We start from the raw sequence: 20274 nt of genomic DNA, 5'->3' as shown, positions 1-20274 counted from the left end.
GGATGCCCCCCTCCCGACCTCCCCCCGCAAGCGGGGGGAGGAGCAGACGGCCGCTCAGCCCCCAACTACCGCCCCCGACTCCCTCCCCCGCCTGCGGGGGAGGGTTGGGGTGGGGGCCGCCGCGGCAGCCGCACCTGCAGCCACGCCGGATCCCCGACCATGACCACCGGCCCCTCCCGCCAGGTTCCTCCCGCCGGCTCCCTGCCCACGGTGCATGTCGTTGCCGGCGTCATCACCGACACCCGCGGCCGGATCCTGCTCGCCCGCCGCGCGCCGGGGCGCGAGCTCGCGGGACTGTGGGAGTTCCCCGGCGGCAAGGTCGAACCCGGCGAATCCCCCGAGGCCGCCCTGGCACGCGAGCTCGAGGAAGAGCTCGGGATCGGGATCGACGTCGGCGCGCCGCTGATGACCGTCCCGCACCTGGCCCCGAGCCGCCACCTGCGGCTGGACGTGCGACGCGTGGCCGCCTGGCGCGGCAGTGCCAAGGGGCGGGAGGGCCAGGCCCTGGCCTGGGTGCAGCCGGAGAAGCTCCCGCGCTACGACATGCCGGCCCCCGACCGCCCGGTCGTTGCCGCGCTGCTGCAGCCCGACCATTGCCTGGTCACGCCGCCTCCCGACCTGGACGACGAAGCCTGGCTGGCGGGCCTGGGCGCCGCCCTGGATCGCGGCGTGCGCCGGGTCCAGTTCCGCATGCCCGGCGTGGACGCCGACCGGCGCCGCCGGCTGCTGGATGGCGCCCTCCGGCTCTGTGCCGGCGCCCGGGCGCAGCTGCTGGTGAACGGCGACGCCGCCCTGGCGCGCGCCACTGGCGCCGGCCTGCACCTGCCCTCCGCCCGGCTGCGGGAACTCGACGCGCGTCCGGTTCCCCCGGGCACACTGCTGTCGGCGTCCTGCCACGATGCCGACGAACTGGCCCTGGCGGAAGCCTTGGGATGCGACTTCGTCCTGGTGGGTCCGCTGCGGGCCACGCCCAGCCATCCTGGCCAGCCGGGCATGGGTTGGGGACGGTTCGAAGCCTTGCGTGAGCGCAGCTCGCTGCCGATCTACGCGATCGGCGGCCTGTCCCCCCGCGACATCCCCGTGGCCCGCCGCCACGGCGCGCAGGGCATCGCCGCGATCCGCGGCTTGTGGGACGCACCGGCCACCCCGGCCCCGCGGCGCGCGCCCGCCACGTCATCGCGCTCGTAGGGGAGTTGCCGCGAGCCGCCGGCGTGGTGGCTGCGGCGCCCCCTCCCAGCCTCCCCCCGCAAGCGGGGGGAGGGGCGGATGCGCGGGGTGGGGTATGTGCTCCCTCCCCCGCTTGCGGGGGAGGGTTGGGGTGGGGGCAAGCGGGCGGGCGGCGTGGCGACTGGCGCCCCCCCTCCCAGCCTCCCCCCGCAGGCGGGGGGAGGGGCAGAGGCGCGGGGTGGGGGAGTGCTCCCTCCCCCGCGTGCGGGGGAGGGTTGGGGTGGGGGAACCGGACGCCGCTGGTACCGGAATCACCCGGCAGCGGCGGCCAGGGCCCGATACCGCGCGTCCAGCGCTGCCACGTGCGGAGGCAGCTGCTCGAGGGGGCCGTCGTTGACCAGCACGTCGTCGGCGATCGCCAGCCGCTCGGCGCGGGTCGCCTGGGCCGCGATCATGCGGTCGGCCAACGCGGCATCGATGCCGTCGCGGGCCAGCAGCCGGCTGCGTTGCACTTCCACCGGTACGTCCACCACCAGTACCCGATGCAACCAGGGATAGGCGGTGCGCACTCCACTGCCGGAAGCCGTGGCCGCCTCGGCCAGGAGCGGGATCGCGGCCATCGCATACGGCCCCGGCGCGGCCTCGCAGGCGGTCCTGAGCAGCGCGCGCACCCGCGGATGCACGATCGCCTCGAGCTGCGCGCGCGCTGCGTCGTCGGCGAATACCCGTCGGCGCATCGCCGGCCGGTCGAGGCTGCCGTCGGGCGCCAGCACTTCCGGTCCGAACGCGGCGACCACCTCGCCCAATCCTTCGCTGCCCACCGCCACCGCCTCGCGCGCGGCCGCATCGGCGTCGACCACGGTGACGCCCAGCGCTTCGAAGCACCGCGCCACCTCGCTCTTGCCGGAGGCCACGCCCCCTGTCAGTCCCACGATGAATCCGGCCATGGGTGGATTGTGCATGTTCGGGAGGGAGTGCCGGGCATCCGGGAGCCGCGCCCACGGCCTGCGCTGGGCAGTGGCTCCCTCCCCCGCTTGCGGGGGGGAGGGTTGGGGTGGGGGCAGTCGGGGGCGTGGCGGCTGGGGGTGCCCCCCTCCCAGTGTCCCCCCGCGAGCGGGGGGAGGGGCAGAGGCGGCGGCAACGGGGAGGGCGGAGGCGGCGGGGAATGGGGGTGTGCTCCCTCCCCCGCTTGCGGGGGAGGGTTGGGGTGGGGGCGGTCGGGGGGGCGTGGCGGCTGGGTGCCCCCCTCCCAGCCTCCCCCAGCGAGCGGGGGGAGGGGCAGAGGCAGCGGGAGTGGGGAAGGGTCAGAAGCCCGCGTAGTTGCGGTACAGGCCGAGCAGCTGGTCGCCCCACATGAAGACGATCCAGCCGGCCAGGGCCAGATAGGGGCCGAACGGAATCGGGGTGGCGCGGTCGCGGCCCTTGGCCGCCAGCCAGATCGAGCCGACCACCGCACCCAGCAGCGACGACAGCAGGATCACCGGCAGCACCCCGGCCAGGCCCACCCAGGCCCCCAGCGCGGCCAGCAGCTTGAAGTCGCCGTGGCCCATGCCCTCCTTGCCGGTCACCTGCTTGAACAACCACCACACCGACCACAGGCTCACGTACCCGGCGATCGCCCCCAGCAGCGCCGGCTTGGCCGGCATGTACAGGTTGTCCAGCGCCGCCACCAGGCCCAGCCACATCAGGGGCAGGGTCAGCGAATCGGGCAGCAGTTGGGTTCGCAGGTCGATCCCCGACAGCGCGATCAGGAAACAGGTGAGCAGGCAGGCGCCAAACCCCTGCCAGCCGAAGCCGAAGTTCCACACGCACAGCACGCACAGCAGGGCGGTGAGCAGCTCCACCAGCGGGTACTGGACCGAGATCGGCGCCTTGCAGCTGCGGCAGCGCCCGCGCAGCGCCAGCCAGCTCAGCACCGGGATGTTCTCGTACCAGGCCAGCTGGTGGCCGCAGTGCGGGCAGTGCGAGCGCTCGACCACGATCCCCGGCGGGGGCGGGTCGTAGATCTCCGGTTCGCCCAGCACCTCGCGGGCCTCGCGCTTCCACTCCCACTCCATGCGCCGCGGCAGGCGCAGGATCACCACGTTGAGGAAGCTGCCCACCAGCAGGCCCAGCCCGGCGACCAGCGGGTAGCCGAGCGAGGGGTTCTGGTCGAGATATGCCATTCGTTCCGCCGTGCAGGATCAGGTCAGTCGCGGGGCACGCGCGCGCCGCGGCGCCGGTCGCCGGCGCGGCGGTGCACCGCGGGGGTCAGATGGTCGCCGCGAGCTTGAAGATCGGCAGGTACATGCCGATCACCAGAGCGCCGACCACTCCGCCGATCACCACCATGATCATCGGCTCGAGCAGACTGCTCAGCGCGTCGACGGCGTTGTTCACCTCTTCCTCGTAGAACTCGGCCACCTTGAACAGCATGGTGTCGAGCGCGCCGGCCTCCTCGCCGATCGCGGTCATCTGCACCACCATGTGCGGGAACAGGGCGGTCTGCTTCATCGCCATGTTCACCTGGTAGCCCACGGCGACGTCGTCGCGCATGCGCAGCACGGCCTGCTCGTAGACCTTGCTGCCGGTGGCGCCAGCAACGATGCCCAGCGCCTCCACCAGCGGCACGCCGGCCTTGAAGGTTACCGCCAGGGTACGGGCGAAGCGGGCGATCGCGGCGTTGTGCAGGATCTGGCCGACGACCGGGATCTTCAGCGACAGCCGGTCCACGGTGTGCTGCAGCGACGGCGAACGCCGGTAGGTGAAGACGAACGCGAAGCCGCCGCCGACCACCACCAGCAGGATCGCCCACCACCAGGCCAGCACGAACTTGCTGGCCGCGATGATCAACTGGGTGAACGCCGGCAGCTCGGCGCCGAAGCTGGCGAAGGTCTGCTCGAACTGCGGCACCACCACGATCAGCAGCAGCGCGCTCACCAGGATCGCCACCACGATCACCATCGCCGGGTAGAACAGCGCCTTCTTGATCTTGCCCTTGAGGGTCTCGATGTTTTCCTTGTACGTGGCGATGGTGTCGAGCACCGTCTCGAGCACGCCCGCGCCTTCGCCGGCCTTGACCAGGTTGCGGTACAGCTCGTCGAACTGCACCGGGTGCTTGCTCATCGCCTCGTAGATCGACGAGCCGCCCTCGATGTCCAGGCGCAGCTCGTCGACCATCTTCTTCATCCGCACGTTCTTGTTGCCGTTGCCGATGATCTCCAGCGCCATCACCAGCGGCACGCCGGACTTGATCATCGTCGCCAGCTGGCGGCTGAAGACCGCGATGTCCTTGGGGGTGATCGGCTTGCCGGCGCCGCCGAACAGCGGCTTGGGCTTGGTCTTGACCAGGGTGGGCTGGATGCCACGGCGGCGCAGTTCGGCGCGCAGCATGTTGGCGTTCTTGGACGTCTCCTCGCCCTTCATCCGGACGCCGCGCTTGTCGGTGCCCTCCCAGATGAAGGTGTCCAGGGCCACCCCTGCGCGGGCGACGGGCCTGGTCGCGGTCTTGGCGGCGGAGCGTGTCACGGCCATCGGTTATCCCCCGGAAGCTCGCCGGCCTCCCCAGCCGGACGAATTCCCTTGGATGTTAGCCGTTTACGGGGCAAAGTGAAATTCAACTGTGTGACGGCCGACCGGTTTCCGGCACCGGGGTCCACGCGGCGGCGGCCCGGGCGGCTTCGCGCCGGCAGGCGGCCGGGCCGGGGCGCGGACGCCGGCGCCACGCCCGGGGCGCCCGGGGCCGGGCGCGCGGCGAGCGCCGTCCGGGCTCAGTCCTTGGTGACGCGGTTGATCTCGGCCAGGCTGGTGATGCCCTGCTTCACCTTCAGCAGCGCCGACTGCCGCAGGTCGCGGACCCCCGCGGCCTGCGCCGCCCTGGCGATCTCGATCGCGTTGCCGCCCTGCAGGATGATGGTGGCGATCTCCTCGCTCATCGGCATCACCTGGTACACGCCGGTGCGGCCCTTGTAGCCGCCGGTGCACTCGTCGCAGCCCACCGCCTCGTACACGCTGAAGCCCTCGGCGATCTCCTGCTCGGTGAAGCCCTCGGCCAGCAGCGCGTGGTCGGGCAGTTCGGCCTTGCGCTTGCAGCGCTCGCACAGCCGCCGTGCCAGGCGCTGGGCGATCACCAGGGTGATCGAGCTGGTGATGTTGTAGGGCGCGATGCCCATGTTCATCAGCCGCGCGATGGTCTGCGGCGCGTCGTTCGTGTGCAGGGTGGAGAGCACCATGTGGCCGGTCTGCGCGGCCTTGATCGCGATCTCGGCGGTTTCCAGGTCGCGGATCTCGCCGACCATGATCACGTCCGGGTCCTGGCGCAGGAAGCTGCGCAGCGCGGCGGCGAAGGTCATGCCGCGCTTTTCGTTCTGCTGCACCTGGTTCACGCCGGGCAGGCGGATTTCCACCGGGTCCTCGGCGGTGGAGATGTTGCGGGTCTCGTCGTTGAGGATGCCCAGCGCGGTGTACAGGCTCACCGTCTTGCCCGAACCGGTCGGGCCGGTCACCAGCACCATGCCGTAGGGCTTGTGGATCGCCTCCAGGAACAGCTTCTGCTGGTCGGGCTCGTAGCCGAGCTTGTCGATGCCCAGCCTGGCGGCGCTGCCGTCGAGCACGCGCAGCACCACCTTCTCGCCGAACAGGGTGGGCAGGGTGCTCACGCGGAAGTCGATCTGCTTGGTTTTGCTGATGTTGAGCTTGATGCGGCCGTCCTGCGGTACCCGCTTCTCGGCGATGTCCAGCTGCGCCATCACCTTCAGGCGCGCGGTGATGCGCTGGTTGAGCTTGACCGGCATCTTCGCCGACTGCTTGAGGATGCCGTCGATGCGCAGGCGCACGCGGTAGTCGTTCTCGTAGGGCTCGAAGTGGATGTCCGAGGCGCCGCGCTTGATCGCGTCGATCAGCACCTTGTTGACGAAGCGCACCACCGGGGTGTCGTCGCCCTTGCCGTCGACGCCGGAATCGCGCGGCTCGTCGTCGCCGGCCTCGATGTCGAGGTTGTCCAGGTCGTCGGCGTCGCCGAGCGCTTCGGTCAGCGTGTCGTGCGACTGCAGCCACAGGTCGAGCGTGCGGCGGATGCTGTCCTCGTCCACCAGGATCGGCTCCACCACCAGGTTGGTGTGGAACTTCACCTCGTCCAGCGCGTGGCTGTTGGTGGGGTCGGACATGCCGATGAAGAGCTTGTTGCCGCGCTTGTACAGCGGCAGCACGTGGTGCTTGGAGAGCAGCTCCTCGCTGACCAGCTTGATCGCGCTCTGGTTCGGATCCATCGCCGACGGATCCAGGATCGGCATGCCGAACTCCATCGAGTTGGCCGCCGCCATCTGCGCCGCGGTCACCAGCTTGTGCTCGCGCAGGTACACCGCGACGTGCTTGCGCTGGGCGGTGGCCTTGTCGAGCGCCTCGCGCGCGGCCGCCTCGTCGAGCGCGCCGTCGAGGACCAGGCGGCGGGCGATGCCGGTGATGCCCACCAGGTTGGCGTTCACAGCCGCATTCATCCCCAGTCATCCATCAAGCAGATCCCGCCCGACTGTAGCGCATGTCCCGGGGGCGGCACTACTGTCTTCAGGGGCGGCCAAGCCCAAGCCTGCCCGGCAGGGGCTGGAGCCGGCAGGGGGAGAGGGCAGGGGAGAGGCCGGGGCTGGGCCATGGGTTGGCCTAGGGTCACCGGTCAAGGGCGCAGGGCTTGGGCTCGCGCAGATCCACCGGGTTGAAGTGCACGAACGCGCGCACCCAGCGTGGATGCAACACGCGCTCCATCTCTCCGCGCAGCGCGGCGACGTCCATGTCGCGGTGCAGGACGCCATTGCGGACGAAGCTGACACGGCCCCTGGGGGTCCGTTCGAGCGTGTCCAGCAGGTCGTACCAGGTCACCTGCAGGCCGTGCGACTGGATGTAGTGGAAGTATGGCGAACCGCTCGATCCGACGATTTCCACCGTATCGGCCAGATAGGGGAACGGCCCCGGCGGGTTCCGGAAGATCAGATGGTTGCTGGCGCCGGCCTCCAGCCGGAGATTGGCGAACATGTTGAGCGACTGCGCAGTCTTCAGTCCAAGGTAGGGCGCGAAGCCGTTGACGAGGAACAGGAGCGACAGCAGGTTTGCCGCCAGACAGCCGGACCACAGCAGCCGCGGGGCCGGCGTGGGCGCGTGCGTGGTCCTTCCGTACCTGAAGATCACCCAGGCAAGGAACGCCGGGACGGGCATCCACGCCAGCGCGACCTCGCTGTAGCTGCCGTTCCAGACGAGTACGGTGACCAGTGCCGCCCAGGCCAGCAGTGCTGCCCGTCCACTGGGCATGTCGAGCCGGGCCCGCATGGCGCGCCAAGGCGGGGAGGCCAGGATGCGGGCCGCGCTCTCGCGTTCGATGAACAGCACGTGCAGGGCGATGGACAGGGTGGAGAACACCACGTACATCGCGTAGCCGCTGAGCGCCAGCAGCGAGTGGAATGCGATCCCCAGGCCGATCGCCACCGTGCGTGTTCGCGGCAGTACCAGGCACACCAGGATCAGGGTTTCGATGACGAGGGTGCCGTAGATGGCCGCGTGGTGGAAGGCGGTGAAGTCGATCCAGCGCATGAACGCCGGCATTTCGCGCCAGAGCGCCACGGCGCAACTGACCTCCGGATCCAGGAAGCCGGTATTGATCTTGTGGAAGACGCCGAACACGTACATCACCAGCAGCAACACGCGACCGGTGGGGGCGAAATCGTTGAAGAACGCGGACCAGTCGCCGCCCCGCCACATCTGCCGGATGGCGCAGGCCGCCATCGCCAGCAGCAGGACGTTCTTCATCATGGTGTGGTTGGAATGCACGGGAAGCTGCGCCCACGCATCCACCATGAATGTCAGCAGCAGCATGGCTGCCAGTCGCGTGGAGGCCGGTCGCAGCAGCAGCCCGATGCCCAGCGCCCCCATCAGCCATGTGCTCGGATAGCCCGGGGGGTTGTAACGGAAGGAGTTGGTCAGCGCGTGCAGTAGGGCAAAGAGGCCCAGGGCGTGGTGGAACAGCAGCCACGGCGCCCGTGCGCCCACCGAAGGCTCCCGCAGACGGATGCGCCCGAGCAGGAACAGGGCGGCGTTGCGCCCCATGCGCAGGACCGGGTAGGCAAGCGCGGCCCTGCGCGTCGACCCCAGCAGCCAGCGGTTGACCCGGTTGAACGTGCCGCTGCGGGTGCCGAGCAGCGCCAGGCGATGGACTGCGTCCTGGCCGAAGTACAGGCCGTCCTCGAACTCGAAGGCCATTCCCTCGTCCGGCTCGAAGCCGGCCTGGCGCAGGCGGGCCACGTCGCCGGGCGACTGGCGCAAGTTGACCACTCGCACCTGGCCGAGGGAGTCCTGCAGGCGCAGCAGCTGCACATAGCGGCTGCAGAAGGGGCAGTCGCCGTCGTAGTAGATGCTGGCGCCGGTGCTGTCCGCCGGCCCGTTCACGCGCAGAACGTCCTGGTCCTGGGGCGGCAGGATGCAGACGCAAGCCACCCAGCGTGCGGCGCCACGCGCGCGATTGCGCGGGGTCCAGACCTGTTTACCGGTCTTCCGACAGCATTCTTCATCGAGTCCCCTTGGCCGCGCCGTCCGCGATGCAGGTGCCCATCCAGCCGACCATCCGTCTGAAGGTCAGCGCCACCTGCGGACCGGAGTGTTACCGCAGTGAGGCTCCCGCGACAACCGAGGCCAGTGGCATCTCCGGGACAAAAAAAGAGGCCCCTTGACGGGGCCTCTTGGATCGTACAAGGACAATAGCGGTCAGTCGGTGCCTCCGCCGGAGGCAGGATCGTTACGGCACTCGGCAGGCACGTACTTACGCACGTTCTCGGGCGCGGAGCAGGTCCAGTTGATGGGCGAGCTCGGGGTGCCATCCTGCGTGGGCGTAAAGGTCAGGGTCGGATCGGCGTCTCCGCCCGTTTCACGTGTCACCGTGGTGATCTCGCCGCCGTCGGCAATGGTGATGCTTGCCACAAAGTCAGTGGCGTCTGCGGCGAACACAAAGCCAGAGTTCGCTTGGGTGACATCGGCCAAGCCACCCGGGAGCGAGGAGGCCGTCTCGGCCACGGCCAGCTTGGCCGGGGCGGTCTGCGCGACGGCTTCCGACACGCGGGCGCGCACGGTGTAGTCCTGGTACGCCGGCAGCGCGATCGCCACCAGGATGCCCAGGATCGCGATCACGATCATCAGCTCGATCAGGGTAAAGCCCTGGTACTTCTTCATGGTGTATCCCCTAGGAGTAGTTGACTTCACGTGCCCCGCCGGCCGGCAGCGCCGGGTCCCGTGGGCAGCCGTGCAACAGCGCACGTGCGGGCTCAGGGTACGCAGAATCTGTGCCAAACGGAATCGCAGCGGGTTTGCGATGCGCATGTTGGAGGGCCGTCACACTCCTGTGCGTCGGGTGCCCGGAATCGCAGGTCACTTCACGCTCGCGGGCGTCACTTTGTGACGCGACGGGGCATGGAAAAACCCGCTGTTGCCATAAAAGTGTGACGGCCATCGATCATCGGGCCAGCACGCGCATCGGCTCACCGGTCTGCCCGTCCACCAGCATCCGGCCTTCCCCGCGCCGGGACACGATCGGAACCACGCGCAGCCGGTCGGGTCCGGAGCCCGCGGCGCGCAGGTCGGCGCCCTGGAGCGTGGCCGGGTCGAGCGGCCGGGCGGCGGTGGCGAGCATGTCGGGCGCCACCCGGGCAAAGTCGAGGTAGCGCGCCGGGGTGCGCTCGATGCCGGCGCCGCCGGCCATGAACTGCTCCATCACCGCGCGCCGCTCCTCCGGGTCGTCGGGCATGCGGGTGCCCACCAGCACCGGGCCGGTCCAGGACAGCCGCCGCCACTCCGGGCGCGCGGCGGCGGCCAGGTCGGCGTCGTCGATCTCGCTGGCGAAGACCAGGGTGAAGGTCTGCGGGGTGGCGACCAGGAACACCGGGCGCGCCACCCACAGGGTGTGCAGGCCGTAGGCCAGGAAGGCGAGCTGGCACAGCGCGATCACGGTGAGGTCGAACTTCAGCCCGCGCTTGCCCTTGCGGTACAGGATCAGGGTGAGCAGGGGGCCGGCGGTGAGGTCGATGCCCAGCATCACCAGCAGGATGCGGTCGAGCCCCGCGATGCGGTAGAGCGCGTGCGGGTACCAGAGCAGGAAGGCGGACAGGGCGATGCCGCCGATGACGACGATGCTCAGGAGCAGGTGCGAACCGGACGCTTTCCAGCGGGTCATGGAAGGCAGCTGTGTCGGACCCGGCGCGGATTCTTCATCCGCGCCGCGGGGTTGGCAAGGGGCGTGCCGGGGCGGGCGTGGCCGCGGGGAGCGGCGGGGTCAGTCGATGCCGAGCTTCTTGAGCTTGTAGCGCAGGGCGCGGAAGGTGATGCCCAGCGCGGCGGCCGTCTTGGTCTTGTTGTAGCGGTTCTCCTGCAGGGCCTGCTGGATGGCGGCGCGTTCGATCTCCTCGATGTAGGAGGGCAGGGCGCTGCTGGAGGTGTCGAAGGGGCTGGCCTGGCGCGGGTCGGGGCCGGGCGCGGCATTGACCGGCGGCGGGGCGATCGGGGCCACGGGCGCGCCCGGCGCGGGCACGGGCGCGCCGGGCGCGGGAGCGTGGGCCATGGCGGCGGGCAGCTGCAGGTCGGCGGCGTGGATGGTGTCGCCGTCGGCCAGGGCGAGCGCGCGCTCGAGGATGTTTTCCAGCTCGCGCACGTTGCCCGGGAACGGGTAGGCCTCGAGCGCGGCGACCGCGTCGGGCGCCAGGGTGGGGGCCTGGCGCTTCATCGCCCGCGACAGGCGCTCGAGGATCGCCTCGGACAGCAGCGGCAGGTCGCCGGTGCGCTCGCGCAGCGAGGGCACGTGCAGGCCGATGACGTTGATGCGGTAGTAGAGGTCGTGGCGGAACCTGCCCTCGGCCACCAGCTGGGCGAGATCCTTGTGGGTGGCCGAGAGGATGCGTACGTCCACCCGCACCTCGGACTGCGAGCCCACCGGGCGCACGCTCTTTTCCTGGATCGCGCGCAGCAGCTTGACCTGCATCGGCAGCGGCAGTTCGGCCACCTCGTCCAGGAACAGGGTGCCACCGTCGGCGGCCTGGAACAGGCCGGCCTTGTCGCTGGTGGCGCCGGTGAAGCTGCCCTTCTTGTGGCCGAAGAACTCGCTTTCCATCAGCTCCGACGGGATCGCGCCGCAGTTCACCGGCACGAACGGGCCGCCGGCGCGCGAGCCCTGGGCGTGGATGGTGCGGGCCACCAGTTCCTTGCCGGTGCCCGACTCGCCGCTGATGTGCACCGGGGCCTGGCTGCGGGCGACCTTGGTGATGGTCTGGCGAAGCGAGACCATCGCCGGCGAGGCGCCCAGCAGGCGGCCGGCCTCCTCGGGCTCGGCGATCCGGCGGGTGTTGAGCTCCAGCGCCTGGCGCACCAGGCCGCGCAGGACGTTGATGTCGACCGGCTTGCTGACGAAGTCGAAGGCGCCGGCCTTGAGCGCCTCCACCGCGGCCTCGACGTTGCCGTAGGCGGTGATCACCGCCACCGGGGTGGTGGGGAAGCGGGTGGAGATCTCGCTCACCAGCTCCAGCCCCGAGCCGTCGGGCAGGCGCATGTCGGTCAGGCACAGATCGTAGGAGACCGTGCCCAGCATCTGCCGGGCGGCGTGGAGGTTGGGGGCGGTATCGGTGCGCAGGCCCATCCGGCCCAGGGTCAGCACCAGCAGTTCGCGGATGTCGTGCTCGTCATCGACGATCAGTGCGCTGCGGGCTTCGTTCATAAAAATGAGGAACTCGTCGCAAGGTGACCAATATTGACACTTTTTGACCCGGGTGACGAGGGCGTCGGCCTCGGGTACGTGGCTCAACCGGTGACCTGCCTGGCGGGGGAACGGGTGCACGGGAACGACTATCGGCCGTTCCGGCGGAAACTGTTGCCCGCGCCCTGGTCCGGCCTCAGTCCGGGGCCAGCAGCGCGTGCTGGGCGGGCAGGGTGATGCGGAAGCAGGCGCCGCCGCCGGGCACCGGCACGTAGTCGAGCTCGGCGTCGTTGGCCCGGCACAGCTCGTGGGCGATGTAGAGCCCCAGGCCGGTGCCGTTCTCGGAGGTGGTGAAGAACGGGCGGAACAGCTGGGCGGTGACCGCGTCGGGGATGCCCGGGCCGCGGTCGAGGATGCTCAGCACGGGGATCCGCTCGTGCTCCTCCACGTGCAGCGAGATGCGCGGCACCTCCCCGGGCAGGTGGCCATAGCGCACGGCGTTGTTCACCAGCGAGGTGACGATCTGCTGCAGGTGGCGCGGGTCGAACATCACCGGCATCCGGGCGCAGTCGCCGGTCACCTGCAGCCGGGCGTTCTCCTCGGGCACGATCAGGCGGTAGTCCTCGATGAAGTGCCGCAGGAAGGCCACCAGGTCGATGCGCTCGGGCTTGGCGCGCTCGCGCCGGGCCAGGCCGAGCACGCTCTCGACGATGCCGTTGGTGCGCATGCACTGCTGGTGGATGATCTGCAGCAGGCGGCGGTCGCTGGGGCCCAGGTCCTGTGATTCCTCCAGCAGCTGGGTGGCGTAGTTGATCGCGGCCAGCGGGTTGCGGATCTCGTGGGCCAGGCTGGCCGAGAACCGGCCCATCGCGGCCAGGGTGAGGGACTCGGCGCGGCGCGAGACCAGCGAGGTGTCGTCCAGGAACACCAGGGTGGCGTCGCTGGTGGCCAGCAGGCGGGTGAAGCGCGGCAGCACCTCCGAGCGCTCGGGGCCGCAGGCCATCGGCAGCTCGTTCTGCTCGCCGTCGCGGCGCCACTGGTCCAGGCGCGCGGCCAGTTCCGGGGCGATCTCGGCCAGCAGCTTGCCGTGCATGGGCGGGTCGTGGGCGGCGTTGTCCTCGCGCAGCAGCACCTGGGCGGCCTCGTTGGCCATGCGGATGCGGCCGCCGCCGTCCACCAGCATCACCCCGATGCGCATGCGCCGGATCACCAGTTCGTTGATCTCGGCCAGGTTGGCGGCCTCGGCGTGGCGCCGGTCGGCCAGCCGCTGGGCGGCGCGCATCTGCCGGCCCAGGTGGTGCATCAGCGCGGCCACGGCCACGTAGGCCACCGCGAACATCACCACCTCGGCCAGCGGCCGCGCGTCCACCCCTTCCACCCGCTGCCAGGCGTACTGGGCGAGCAGGGCCGCGGTGGCCGCGGCGGCGAAGGCCATGCTCCAGGGCACCGACAGGAACAGCGCGCCGGCGGCCAGGTTGAACACGAACATCAGCGCGATGCCGGGCCCGGCGGCGGGCAGGGCGTGGGTGGCCAGGAACACCACCGCCACGTCCACCCCCAGGCCGACCACCACGTGCGGGCGCACCCCGCCGCGCAGCACGCCCTCGGCCCGGTGCAGGTGCCGGGCGTGGGCCAGCAGCACCAGCGACAGCACCACGTAGGTGGCCGAGACCGTGCGCGCCAGCTGCGGCATGTGCATCTGGCCGAACAGCTCCCCGGCCGGGCTGAAGACCACCAGCGCCAGCAGGGCCGATTCGAACAGGCGGTAGAGCGCGAACAGGTACAGCTCGCGGCGCAGCGAATGCAGGCGGGCGGGCGGGGCTGCGTCGGGTGCGGCCAAGGGCGGATGGCGCCAGGGGTCGGGGCCCCGGAGTATAGGCCGGGAACCGGCGCCCGCGGCCCGGCCCCGGCCGCACGCCTTTGCCCGCGGCCGGCGCATGCGCGAGAATATGCGGCCGCGTGCCGCCTGCAGGCCTCCGGGTCCGGGCGCCGCCGCGATCCTCCCCAGCACGGACCCCACATGAACTTTCACGAATACCAGGCCAAGCAGTTGTTTGCCGAATACGGCATCGCGGTCCCGGCCGGGCGCGTGGCGCGCTCGCCGGAAGAAGCGGTCGACGCGGCCAAGGCCATCGGCGGCGACTTCTGGGTCGTCAAGGCCCAGATCCACGCCGGCGGCCGCGGCAAGGCAGGCGGCGTCAAGCTCGCCCGCACCCTCGACGAAGTGCGCGACTACGCCAAGGCGATGCTCGGCACGCGGATGGAGACCTACCAGTCGGCGGGCGTGGCGCTGCCGATCGACTGCGTGCTGGTCACCCAGGCCACCGACATCGCCCAGGAGCTCTACCTGTCGGTGCTGGTGGACCGCGGCACCCAGTCGGTCACCTTCATCGCCTCGAGCGAGGGCGGCGTGGACATCGAGAAGACCGCGCAGGAGAACCCCGACGCGATCCAGACCCTCAACGTCAATTTCGTCCAGGGCCTGCAGCCCTACCAGTGCCGCGAGATGGGCTTCGCCCTGGGCCTGAGCGCCAAGCAGGTCAACCAGCTGACCCGGATCATGCTGGGGCTGTACCGGCTGTTCAACGAAAAGGACCTGGCGCTGGTCGAGCTCAATCCGCTGGCGGTGCTCAAGAACGGCGACCTGGCGGTGCTCGACGGCAAGGTCAACTCCGACGACAACGCCTCGTTCCGCCACCCCGACCTGGTCGCGATGCGCGACATCCGCCAGGAGGACGAGACCGAGGTGGCCGCCAGCCAGCACGACCTCAACTACGTGACCATGGACGGCGACATCGGCTGCATGGTCAACGGTGCCGGCCTGGCCATGGCGACGATGGACGTGATCAAGCTCGAGGGCGGCGAGCCGGCCAACTTCCTCGACGTGGGCGGCGGCGCCAACAAGGAGCGGGTGACCGAGGCGTTCAAGCTGATCCTGTCGGACGAGGACGTGAAGGCGATCTTCGTCAACATCTTCGGCGGCATCGTGCGCTGCGACATGATCGCCGAGGGCATCATCGCCGCGGTCAAGGAGGTGGACGTCAAGGTGCCGGTGATCGTGCGCCTGGAAGGCACCAACGTGGAGGAAGGCAAGAAGCTGCTGCGCGAGAGCGGGCTTGCCATCACCCCGGCCGACGACATCAACGACGGCGCCCGCAAGGCGGTCGCGGCGGTGAAGCAGGCCGCCTGAGGCATCCACCAGCCCTCCACCGCCTGCGGCAGCGGGTCCGCGCGACCCCCACGCATCCCGGTGCAGGGACCTACACGCTCCCTCCCCCGCCTTCGGGGGAGGGCTGGGGTGGGGGCGAACGTCGCTTCGGACCCGGCCCCCATCCCGACCCTTCCCCCGCGCGCGGGGGAAGGGCTTCAACAGATCAGGACCAACACATGAGCGTTCTCGTCAACAAGAACACCAAGGTGATCGTGCAGGGCTTCACCGGCCAGCAGGGCACCTTCCACGCCGAGCAGATGCTCGACTACGGCACCAAGGTCGTGGGCGGCGTGACCCCGGGCAAGGGCGGCACCGAGCACCTCGGCCTGCCGGTCTTCAACACCGTGCGCGACGCGGTCACCGACACCGGCGCCAACGCCTCGGTGATCTACGTGCCGCCGCCGTTCGCGGCCGACGCGATCCTGGAGGCGGCCGATGCCGGCATCGAGGTGATCGTGTGCATCACCGAGGGCATCCCGGTGCTGGACATGCTGCGGGTCAAGCACACCCTGCGCACCACCTACCCGGACACCGTGCTGGTCGGGCCGAACTGCCCCGGCGTGATCACCCCGGGCGAGTGCAAGATCGGGATCATGCCCGGCCACATCCACAAGCCCGGCAAGGTGGGCATCGTCTCGCGCTCGGGCACGCTGACCTACGAGGCGGTGAAGCAGACCACCGACGTGGGCCTGGGCCAGTCGACCTGCATCGGCATCGGCGGCGACCCGATCCACGGCACCAGCTTCGTCGACGCGCTGAAGCTGTTCCAGGACGACCCGCAGACCGAGGGCATCATCCTGGTCGGCGAGATCGGCGGCAGCGCCGAGGAAGAGGCGGCCGAGTTCATCGCCGAGTCGGTGACCAAGCCGGTGGTGGCGTTCATCGCCGGCGCCTCGGCGCCGAAGGGCAAGCGGATGGGCCATGCGGGCGCGATCGCCTCGGGTGGTTCGGGCACGGCCGAGGGCAAGTTCGCCGCGCTGGAGAAGGCGGGCGTGACCACGGTGAAGTCGCCGGGCGACCTGGGCGCGGCGATCGCCAAGCGCCTGGCGGGCTGACGCCGCCCGCCCCGGCTGCAGCGGGAAGGCCGCCTTCGGGCGGCCTTTCTGCGTTGAGGGGGGCGGCGATGGCATCCGCACCCTGCCTGCCCCCACCCCAACCCTCCCCCGCGAGCGGGGGAGGGGGTGGACGTGCGGCCGAGTGCCCCGACTCCTGCCCCTCCCCCCCCGCCTGCGGGGGGAGGTTGGGAGGGGGGCGTCCCAGATCGCGTCGCTGCGGAGGCTCCTCCACCCCAACCCTCCCCCGCGAGCGCGGGAGGGAGTGGACGTGCGGCCGAGTGCCCCGACTCCTGCCCCTCCCCCCGCCTGCGGGGGGAGGTTGGGAGGGGGGCGTCCCAGATCGCGTCGCTGCGGAGGCTCCCCCACCCCAACCCTCCCCCGCGAGCGCGGGAGGGAGTGGACGTGCGGCAGAGTGCCCCGACTCCTGCCCCTCCCCCCGCTTGCGGGGGGAGGTTGGGAGGGGGGGGCAGCCAGACGCGGCACTTTCCGACACCTCCCGACAGCGCCCCCCGATCCCCCCATCCCGGCCCGACTGCGACCTTGCAGCCAGAGCCCCGCGGGGAGCCCCGATGCGAGCCGGCCAGAAGCGCAACCGTGCCCGCGCGCTGCGCGCGGGCATGACCGATGCCGAGCGCGTGCTCTGGCGATGCCTGCGCATGCGCCAGCTGGCCGGACACCGGTTCCGGCGCCAGGTGCCGATCGGGTCGTACGTCGCCGACTTTGCCTGCCTGCAGGCCCGGCTGGTGGTGGAAGTGGATGGCGGCCAGCACGCCGGCGCGCGCGGCGATGCGGTCCGCGATGCGTTCCTGCGTGCCGCGGGGTTCGAGGTGGTGCGGTTCTGGAACCACGAGGTCCTGGGGAATCCGGAAGCGGTGTGCGAGGCGATCCTGGGGTGGCTGAAAGGGGCGCGGCGCTGAGTGCGGGCACGTCATTTCGATGGATCCGGAGGGTGCCCCCCTCCCAGCCTCCCCCCGCAAGCGGGGGGAGGGGCAGGCCGTCGGACGGGGGCGTCGCGGCCCTTCATTCCCGCTTCCGGATCCGCTCCCACCGCCGCCAAGTTCGGCCCCACCGGCGCCTGGTCCGGCTCCCACCGCCGCCAGGCACGGCTCCCTCCCCCGCTTGCGGGGGAGGGTTGGGGTGGGGGCAGGCGGTGCGCCGATGGCTCCGGAGGGTGCCCCCCTCCCAGCCTCCCCCCGCAAGCGGGGGGAGGGGCAGGCCGTCGGACGGGGGCGTCGCGGCCCTTTATTCCCGCTTCCGGATCCGCTCCCACCGCCGCCAAGTTCGGCCCCGCCGGCGCCAGGTCCAGCTCCCTCCCCCGCTTGCGGGGGAGGGTTGGGGTGGGGGCAGGTGGTGCGACGTTGGCTCCGGCAGGTGCCCTTCCCAGCCCCCCGCAAGCAGGGGAGGCAGGCCGTGGGGTGGGGAAGGGGCAGGCCGGCGGTCGGGCGGGGCAGCCGCTGCGATGCCGGCGGGGTCGGGCGCGTGGGTCCATACTTGCGGGGCTCCCCACGCATGGATCCACCCGCATGACCGACACCCTGCGCATCGCCATGGCCCAGTTCGATTTCCCGGTCGGGGACGTCGCGGGCAACGCCAGCCGGATCGCGGCGATGATCGGCGAGGCGCGCGACGAGTTCGGGGCCGACATCGTGCTGTTCCCGGAGCTGGCCGTGAGCGGCTACCCGCCTGAGGACCTGCTGATGCGGCCGTCGTTCCTGGCCGACTGCGACCGCGCGATGCGCGAAGTGGTGGCGAGGGCGGCCAGGGGGATCGTGGCCGTGGTCGGCTGGCCCGAGAGCGCGGGCAGCGTGCTCTACAACTCCGCCAGCGTGCTGCGCGACGGGCGCATCGAGGCCACCTACCGCAAGCGCGAGCTGCCCAACCACGACGTGTTCGACGAGCGCCGCTACTTCCAGGTCGACCCGGACGGCGGCCACTGCGTGGTCGAGGTCAAGGGCGTGCCGGTGGGCGTGCTGGTGTGCGAGGACCTGTGGTTCCCCGAGCCGCTGGCCGGGGCCGTGGGCGAGGGCGCGCAGTTGGTGCTGGTCGCCAACGCCTCGCCGTTCGAACGCGGCAAGCACGCGCGGCGCGACGCGATGCTGGCCGAGCGCACCCGCGAAAGCGGGGCGGCGCTGGCCTACGTCAACCTGGTCGGCGGGCAGGATTCGCTGGTGTTCGACGGCGCCTCGCTGGTCGCCGACGCAGACGGCAGCGTGCATCCGGCCGCGGCCGCGTTCACCGACCAGTGGCTGGTGGTGGACTACCACGTCGCCGCGCGCCGCTTCTCGCCGGTGCTGTGGATGGACGACGGCGACGAGAGCATGGATGCGCTGGCCTGGCGCGCGATCGTGCGCGGGATCCGCGACTACTGCGGCAAGAACGGGTTCTCGCGCGCGTGGCTGGGGCTGTCGGGGGGGATCGACTCGTCGATCGTGCTGGCGCTGGCGGTGGACGCGCTGGGGGCGGACAAGGTCACCGCGGTGCGGATGCCCTCGCGCTACACCGCCGGGCTGTCCAACGACCTGGCCCAGGAGCAGTGCGACGCGCTCGGCGTGCGCCTGCTGACGGTGCCGATCGAGCAGCCGTTCCAGGGCTTCGTGGAGGCGCTGGCGCCGCACTTCGAGGGCCGCGAGCCCGACACCACCGAGGAGAACCTGCAGTCGCGCACCCGCGGCGCGCTGCTGATGGCGCTGGCCAACAAGTTCGGGGGGCTGCTGCTCACCACCGGCAACAAGAGCGAGTACGCGGTCGGCTACGCCACCATCTACGGCGACATGTGCGGCGGCTACGCGCCGATCAAGGACCTGTACAAGACCGAGGTCTACGGACTGGCGAAGTGGCGCAACACGGTCGGCGGGGCGCCGGTGATCCCGCCGGCGGTGATCGCGCGCCCGCCGTCGGCCGAGCTGCGCGACAACCAGCTCGACCAGGACTCGCTGCCGCCCTACGACGTGCTCGACGCGATCCTGCGCCGCTACGTGGACCTGGAGCAGTCGCGCGAGGAGATCACCGGCGCCGGCTTCGATCCGGCCACGGTGGAGCGGGTGCTGCGGCTGGTGCGCACCGCGGAGTGGAAGCGGCACCAGGCCGCGCCCGGACCCAAGGTGTCGCGGCGCGCGTTCGGGCGCGAGCGGCGCTACCCGATCAGCAACCGCTACCCGGCCTGAGCCCGGCCCCGGGAAACGCGAACGCCGCCCGGAGGCGGCGTGCGGCGTGGCCTGGCGCGGGCGGGGTCAGTTCCTGCGCTTGCGGCGCTCGTCGTTGTCGATCGCGGAACGCTCGCCGGCGAACGGATTGATCTTGCGTATCGTCCACGGGTAGTTCGGCCAGTCGCCGGTGAGGTACGGATGGCCGGGTTCGTTGTACTCGAGCACGCGGCGCGCATCCGCGGCCAGGGTCTGGTTGCCCAGGCGGTCGTAGGCCGCGGCCAGCACCGCCACCGCGTCGTTCTGGTATTCGCTCTGCGGGTAGGTCTCGAGCAGGTACTTGGCGCGCTCGACGGCGGCCACCAGCGCATTGCGGCGCATGTAGTACAGCGCGACCTCGATCTCGTGCCGGGCGAACATGTTGCGCAGCACGGCCATGCGCTGGCGCGCGTCGTCGGCGTAGCGGCTGTTGGGGTAGCGGTCGACCAGGGTGTTGAAGTCGGAGAACGCCTGGTTGGGCGTGGCCAGGTCGCGCCGGCTGATGTCCAGGCGCCACACCCGCTGCAGGAACACCGTGTCGCGCTTGGAGTTCACCAGGCCGCGCAGGTAGTACATGTACGGCGTGTTCCGGTGCGTGGGGTAGGTGCGCAGGAAGCGGTCGATGGTGGAGATCGCCTCCTCGTCGTTGCCCATCTTGTAGTAGGCGAACGCGGTCTCCATCAGCGCCTGCTCGGTGTACGGCCCGTACGGGTACTGCGCCAGCAGGCGGCGGTAGGTGACCACGGCGCCGGCCCAGTTGCCGTTGCGCATCTGCGACAGGCCCTTGTCGTAGAGCTGCTCGACCGGGACGCCTTCGTTTTCGTTCTCGTCCTTGAACATGCCCTTGATCCGCCCGCAGCCGGAGGTCGTCAGGACGATCACCAGCAGGAGCAGGATCGCGCGGCGGAACGGGATCGGGCGGAGGGACATGGGCACCGGGGGCAGGCTGGGCACGAAGCGCGGATAATA

15 protein-coding genes are annotated in these 20274 nt (G+C 70.9%); 5 read left to right on the top strand and 10 right to left on the bottom strand.

Annotation, left to right across the window (positions count from 1 at the left end):
* Positions 1–159 precede the first annotated feature (159 nt).
* Complete coding sequence (locus FQY79_RS02770) at positions 160–1188, top strand: Nudix family hydrolase (protein WP_146310511.1); 1029 nt, start codon at positions 160–162, stop codon at positions 1186–1188.
* 290 nt (positions 1189–1478) lie between these two features.
* Here FQY79_RS02770 and coaE read toward each other — a convergent pair whose 3' ends face one another.
* From coaE to FQY79_RS02725, 9 genes are all read right to left on the bottom strand, one after another.
* A complete protein-coding gene (coaE, locus tag FQY79_RS02765) occupies positions 1479–2114 on the bottom strand; it encodes a dephospho-CoA kinase (RefSeq protein ID WP_146310509.1) in 636 nt (211 codons plus the stop codon).
* Between the two features lie 357 nt (positions 2115–2471).
* Positions 2472–3332: a prepilin peptidase gene (locus FQY79_RS02760; protein WP_146310507.1), complete on the bottom strand. Its 861-nt coding sequence runs from the start codon at positions 3330–3332 to the stop codon at positions 2472–2474.
* An 85-nt stretch (positions 3333–3417) separates the two neighbouring features.
* Positions 3418–4680: a type II secretion system F family protein gene (locus FQY79_RS02755; RefSeq protein ID WP_146310505.1), complete on the bottom strand. Its 1263-nt coding sequence runs from the start codon at positions 4678–4680 to the stop codon at positions 3418–3420.
* 236 nt (positions 4681–4916) lie between these two features.
* Positions 4917–6641 carry a type IV-A pilus assembly ATPase PilB gene (gene pilB / locus FQY79_RS02750; RefSeq protein ID WP_146310503.1) on the bottom strand — a complete coding sequence of 575 codons (1725 nt, stop codon included), beginning with the start codon at positions 6639–6641 and terminating at the stop codon, positions 4917–4919.
* 166 nt (positions 6642–6807) lie between these two features.
* Positions 6808–8574 carry a DCC1-like thiol-disulfide oxidoreductase family protein gene (locus tag FQY79_RS02745; protein ID WP_186759709.1) on the bottom strand — a complete coding sequence of 589 codons (1767 nt, stop codon included), beginning with the start codon at positions 8572–8574 and terminating at the stop codon, positions 6808–6810.
* A gap of 315 nt (positions 8575–8889) precedes the next feature.
* Complete coding sequence (locus tag FQY79_RS02740; protein WP_146310499.1) at positions 8890–9351, bottom strand: pilin; 462 nt, start codon at positions 9349–9351, stop codon at positions 8890–8892.
* A gap of 280 nt (positions 9352–9631) precedes the next feature.
* Positions 9632–10348, bottom strand: a complete 717-nt coding sequence (locus FQY79_RS02735) for a hypothetical protein (RefSeq protein WP_146310496.1) — start codon at positions 10346–10348, stop codon at positions 9632–9634.
* Between the two features lie 99 nt (positions 10349–10447).
* Positions 10448–11878, bottom strand: a complete 1431-nt coding sequence (locus tag FQY79_RS02730; RefSeq protein WP_146310494.1) for a sigma-54-dependent transcriptional regulator — start codon at positions 11876–11878, stop codon at positions 10448–10450.
* Positions 11879–12053: 175 nt separating this feature from the next.
* Positions 12054–13697 carry a sensor histidine kinase gene (locus FQY79_RS02725; RefSeq protein ID WP_246122970.1) on the bottom strand — a complete coding sequence of 548 codons (1644 nt, stop codon included), beginning with the start codon at positions 13695–13697 and terminating at the stop codon, positions 12054–12056.
* Between the two features lie 180 nt (positions 13698–13877).
* Here FQY79_RS02725 and sucC point away from each other — a divergent pair, with 180 nt between their 5' ends.
* From sucC to FQY79_RS02705, 4 genes are all read left to right on the top strand, one after another.
* Positions 13878–15047: an ADP-forming succinate--CoA ligase subunit beta gene (gene sucC, locus FQY79_RS02720; protein WP_146310490.1), complete on the top strand. Its 1170-nt coding sequence runs from the start codon at positions 13878–13880 to the stop codon at positions 15045–15047.
* 197 nt (positions 15048–15244) lie between these two features.
* Positions 15245–16123 (top strand): succinate--CoA ligase subunit alpha, encoded by an 879-nt coding sequence (gene sucD / locus FQY79_RS02715; protein WP_146310488.1) that lies wholly within the window; start codon positions 15245–15247, stop codon positions 16121–16123.
* 569 nt (positions 16124–16692) lie between these two features.
* Positions 16693–17040, top strand: coding sequence for an endonuclease domain-containing protein (locus FQY79_RS02710; RefSeq protein ID WP_146310486.1), 348 nt, complete (start codon positions 16693–16695; stop codon positions 17038–17040).
* Between the two features lie 606 nt (positions 17041–17646).
* The gene (locus FQY79_RS02705; protein ID WP_146310485.1) at positions 17647–19287 is read left to right on the top strand and encodes an NAD+ synthase; all 1641 of its coding nucleotides are present in this window, start codon (positions 17647–17649) and stop codon (positions 19285–19287) included.
* Between the two features lie 66 nt (positions 19288–19353).
* On the opposite strand, the gene FQY79_RS02700 is transcribed toward FQY79_RS02705, so the two are convergent.
* The gene (locus FQY79_RS02700; RefSeq protein ID WP_146310839.1) at positions 19354–20235 is read right to left on the bottom strand and encodes an outer membrane protein assembly factor BamD; all 882 of its coding nucleotides are present in this window, start codon (positions 20233–20235) and stop codon (positions 19354–19356) included.
* Positions 20236–20274 lie beyond the last annotated feature (39 nt).

This window comes from Luteimonas wenzhouensis, from assembly GCF_007859305.1.
In the GTDB taxonomy this organism is placed as follows: Bacteria; Pseudomonadota; Gammaproteobacteria; order Xanthomonadales; family Xanthomonadaceae; genus Luteimonas; species Luteimonas wenzhouensis.
This window is presented reverse-complemented; position numbering and strand designations above follow the sequence as displayed.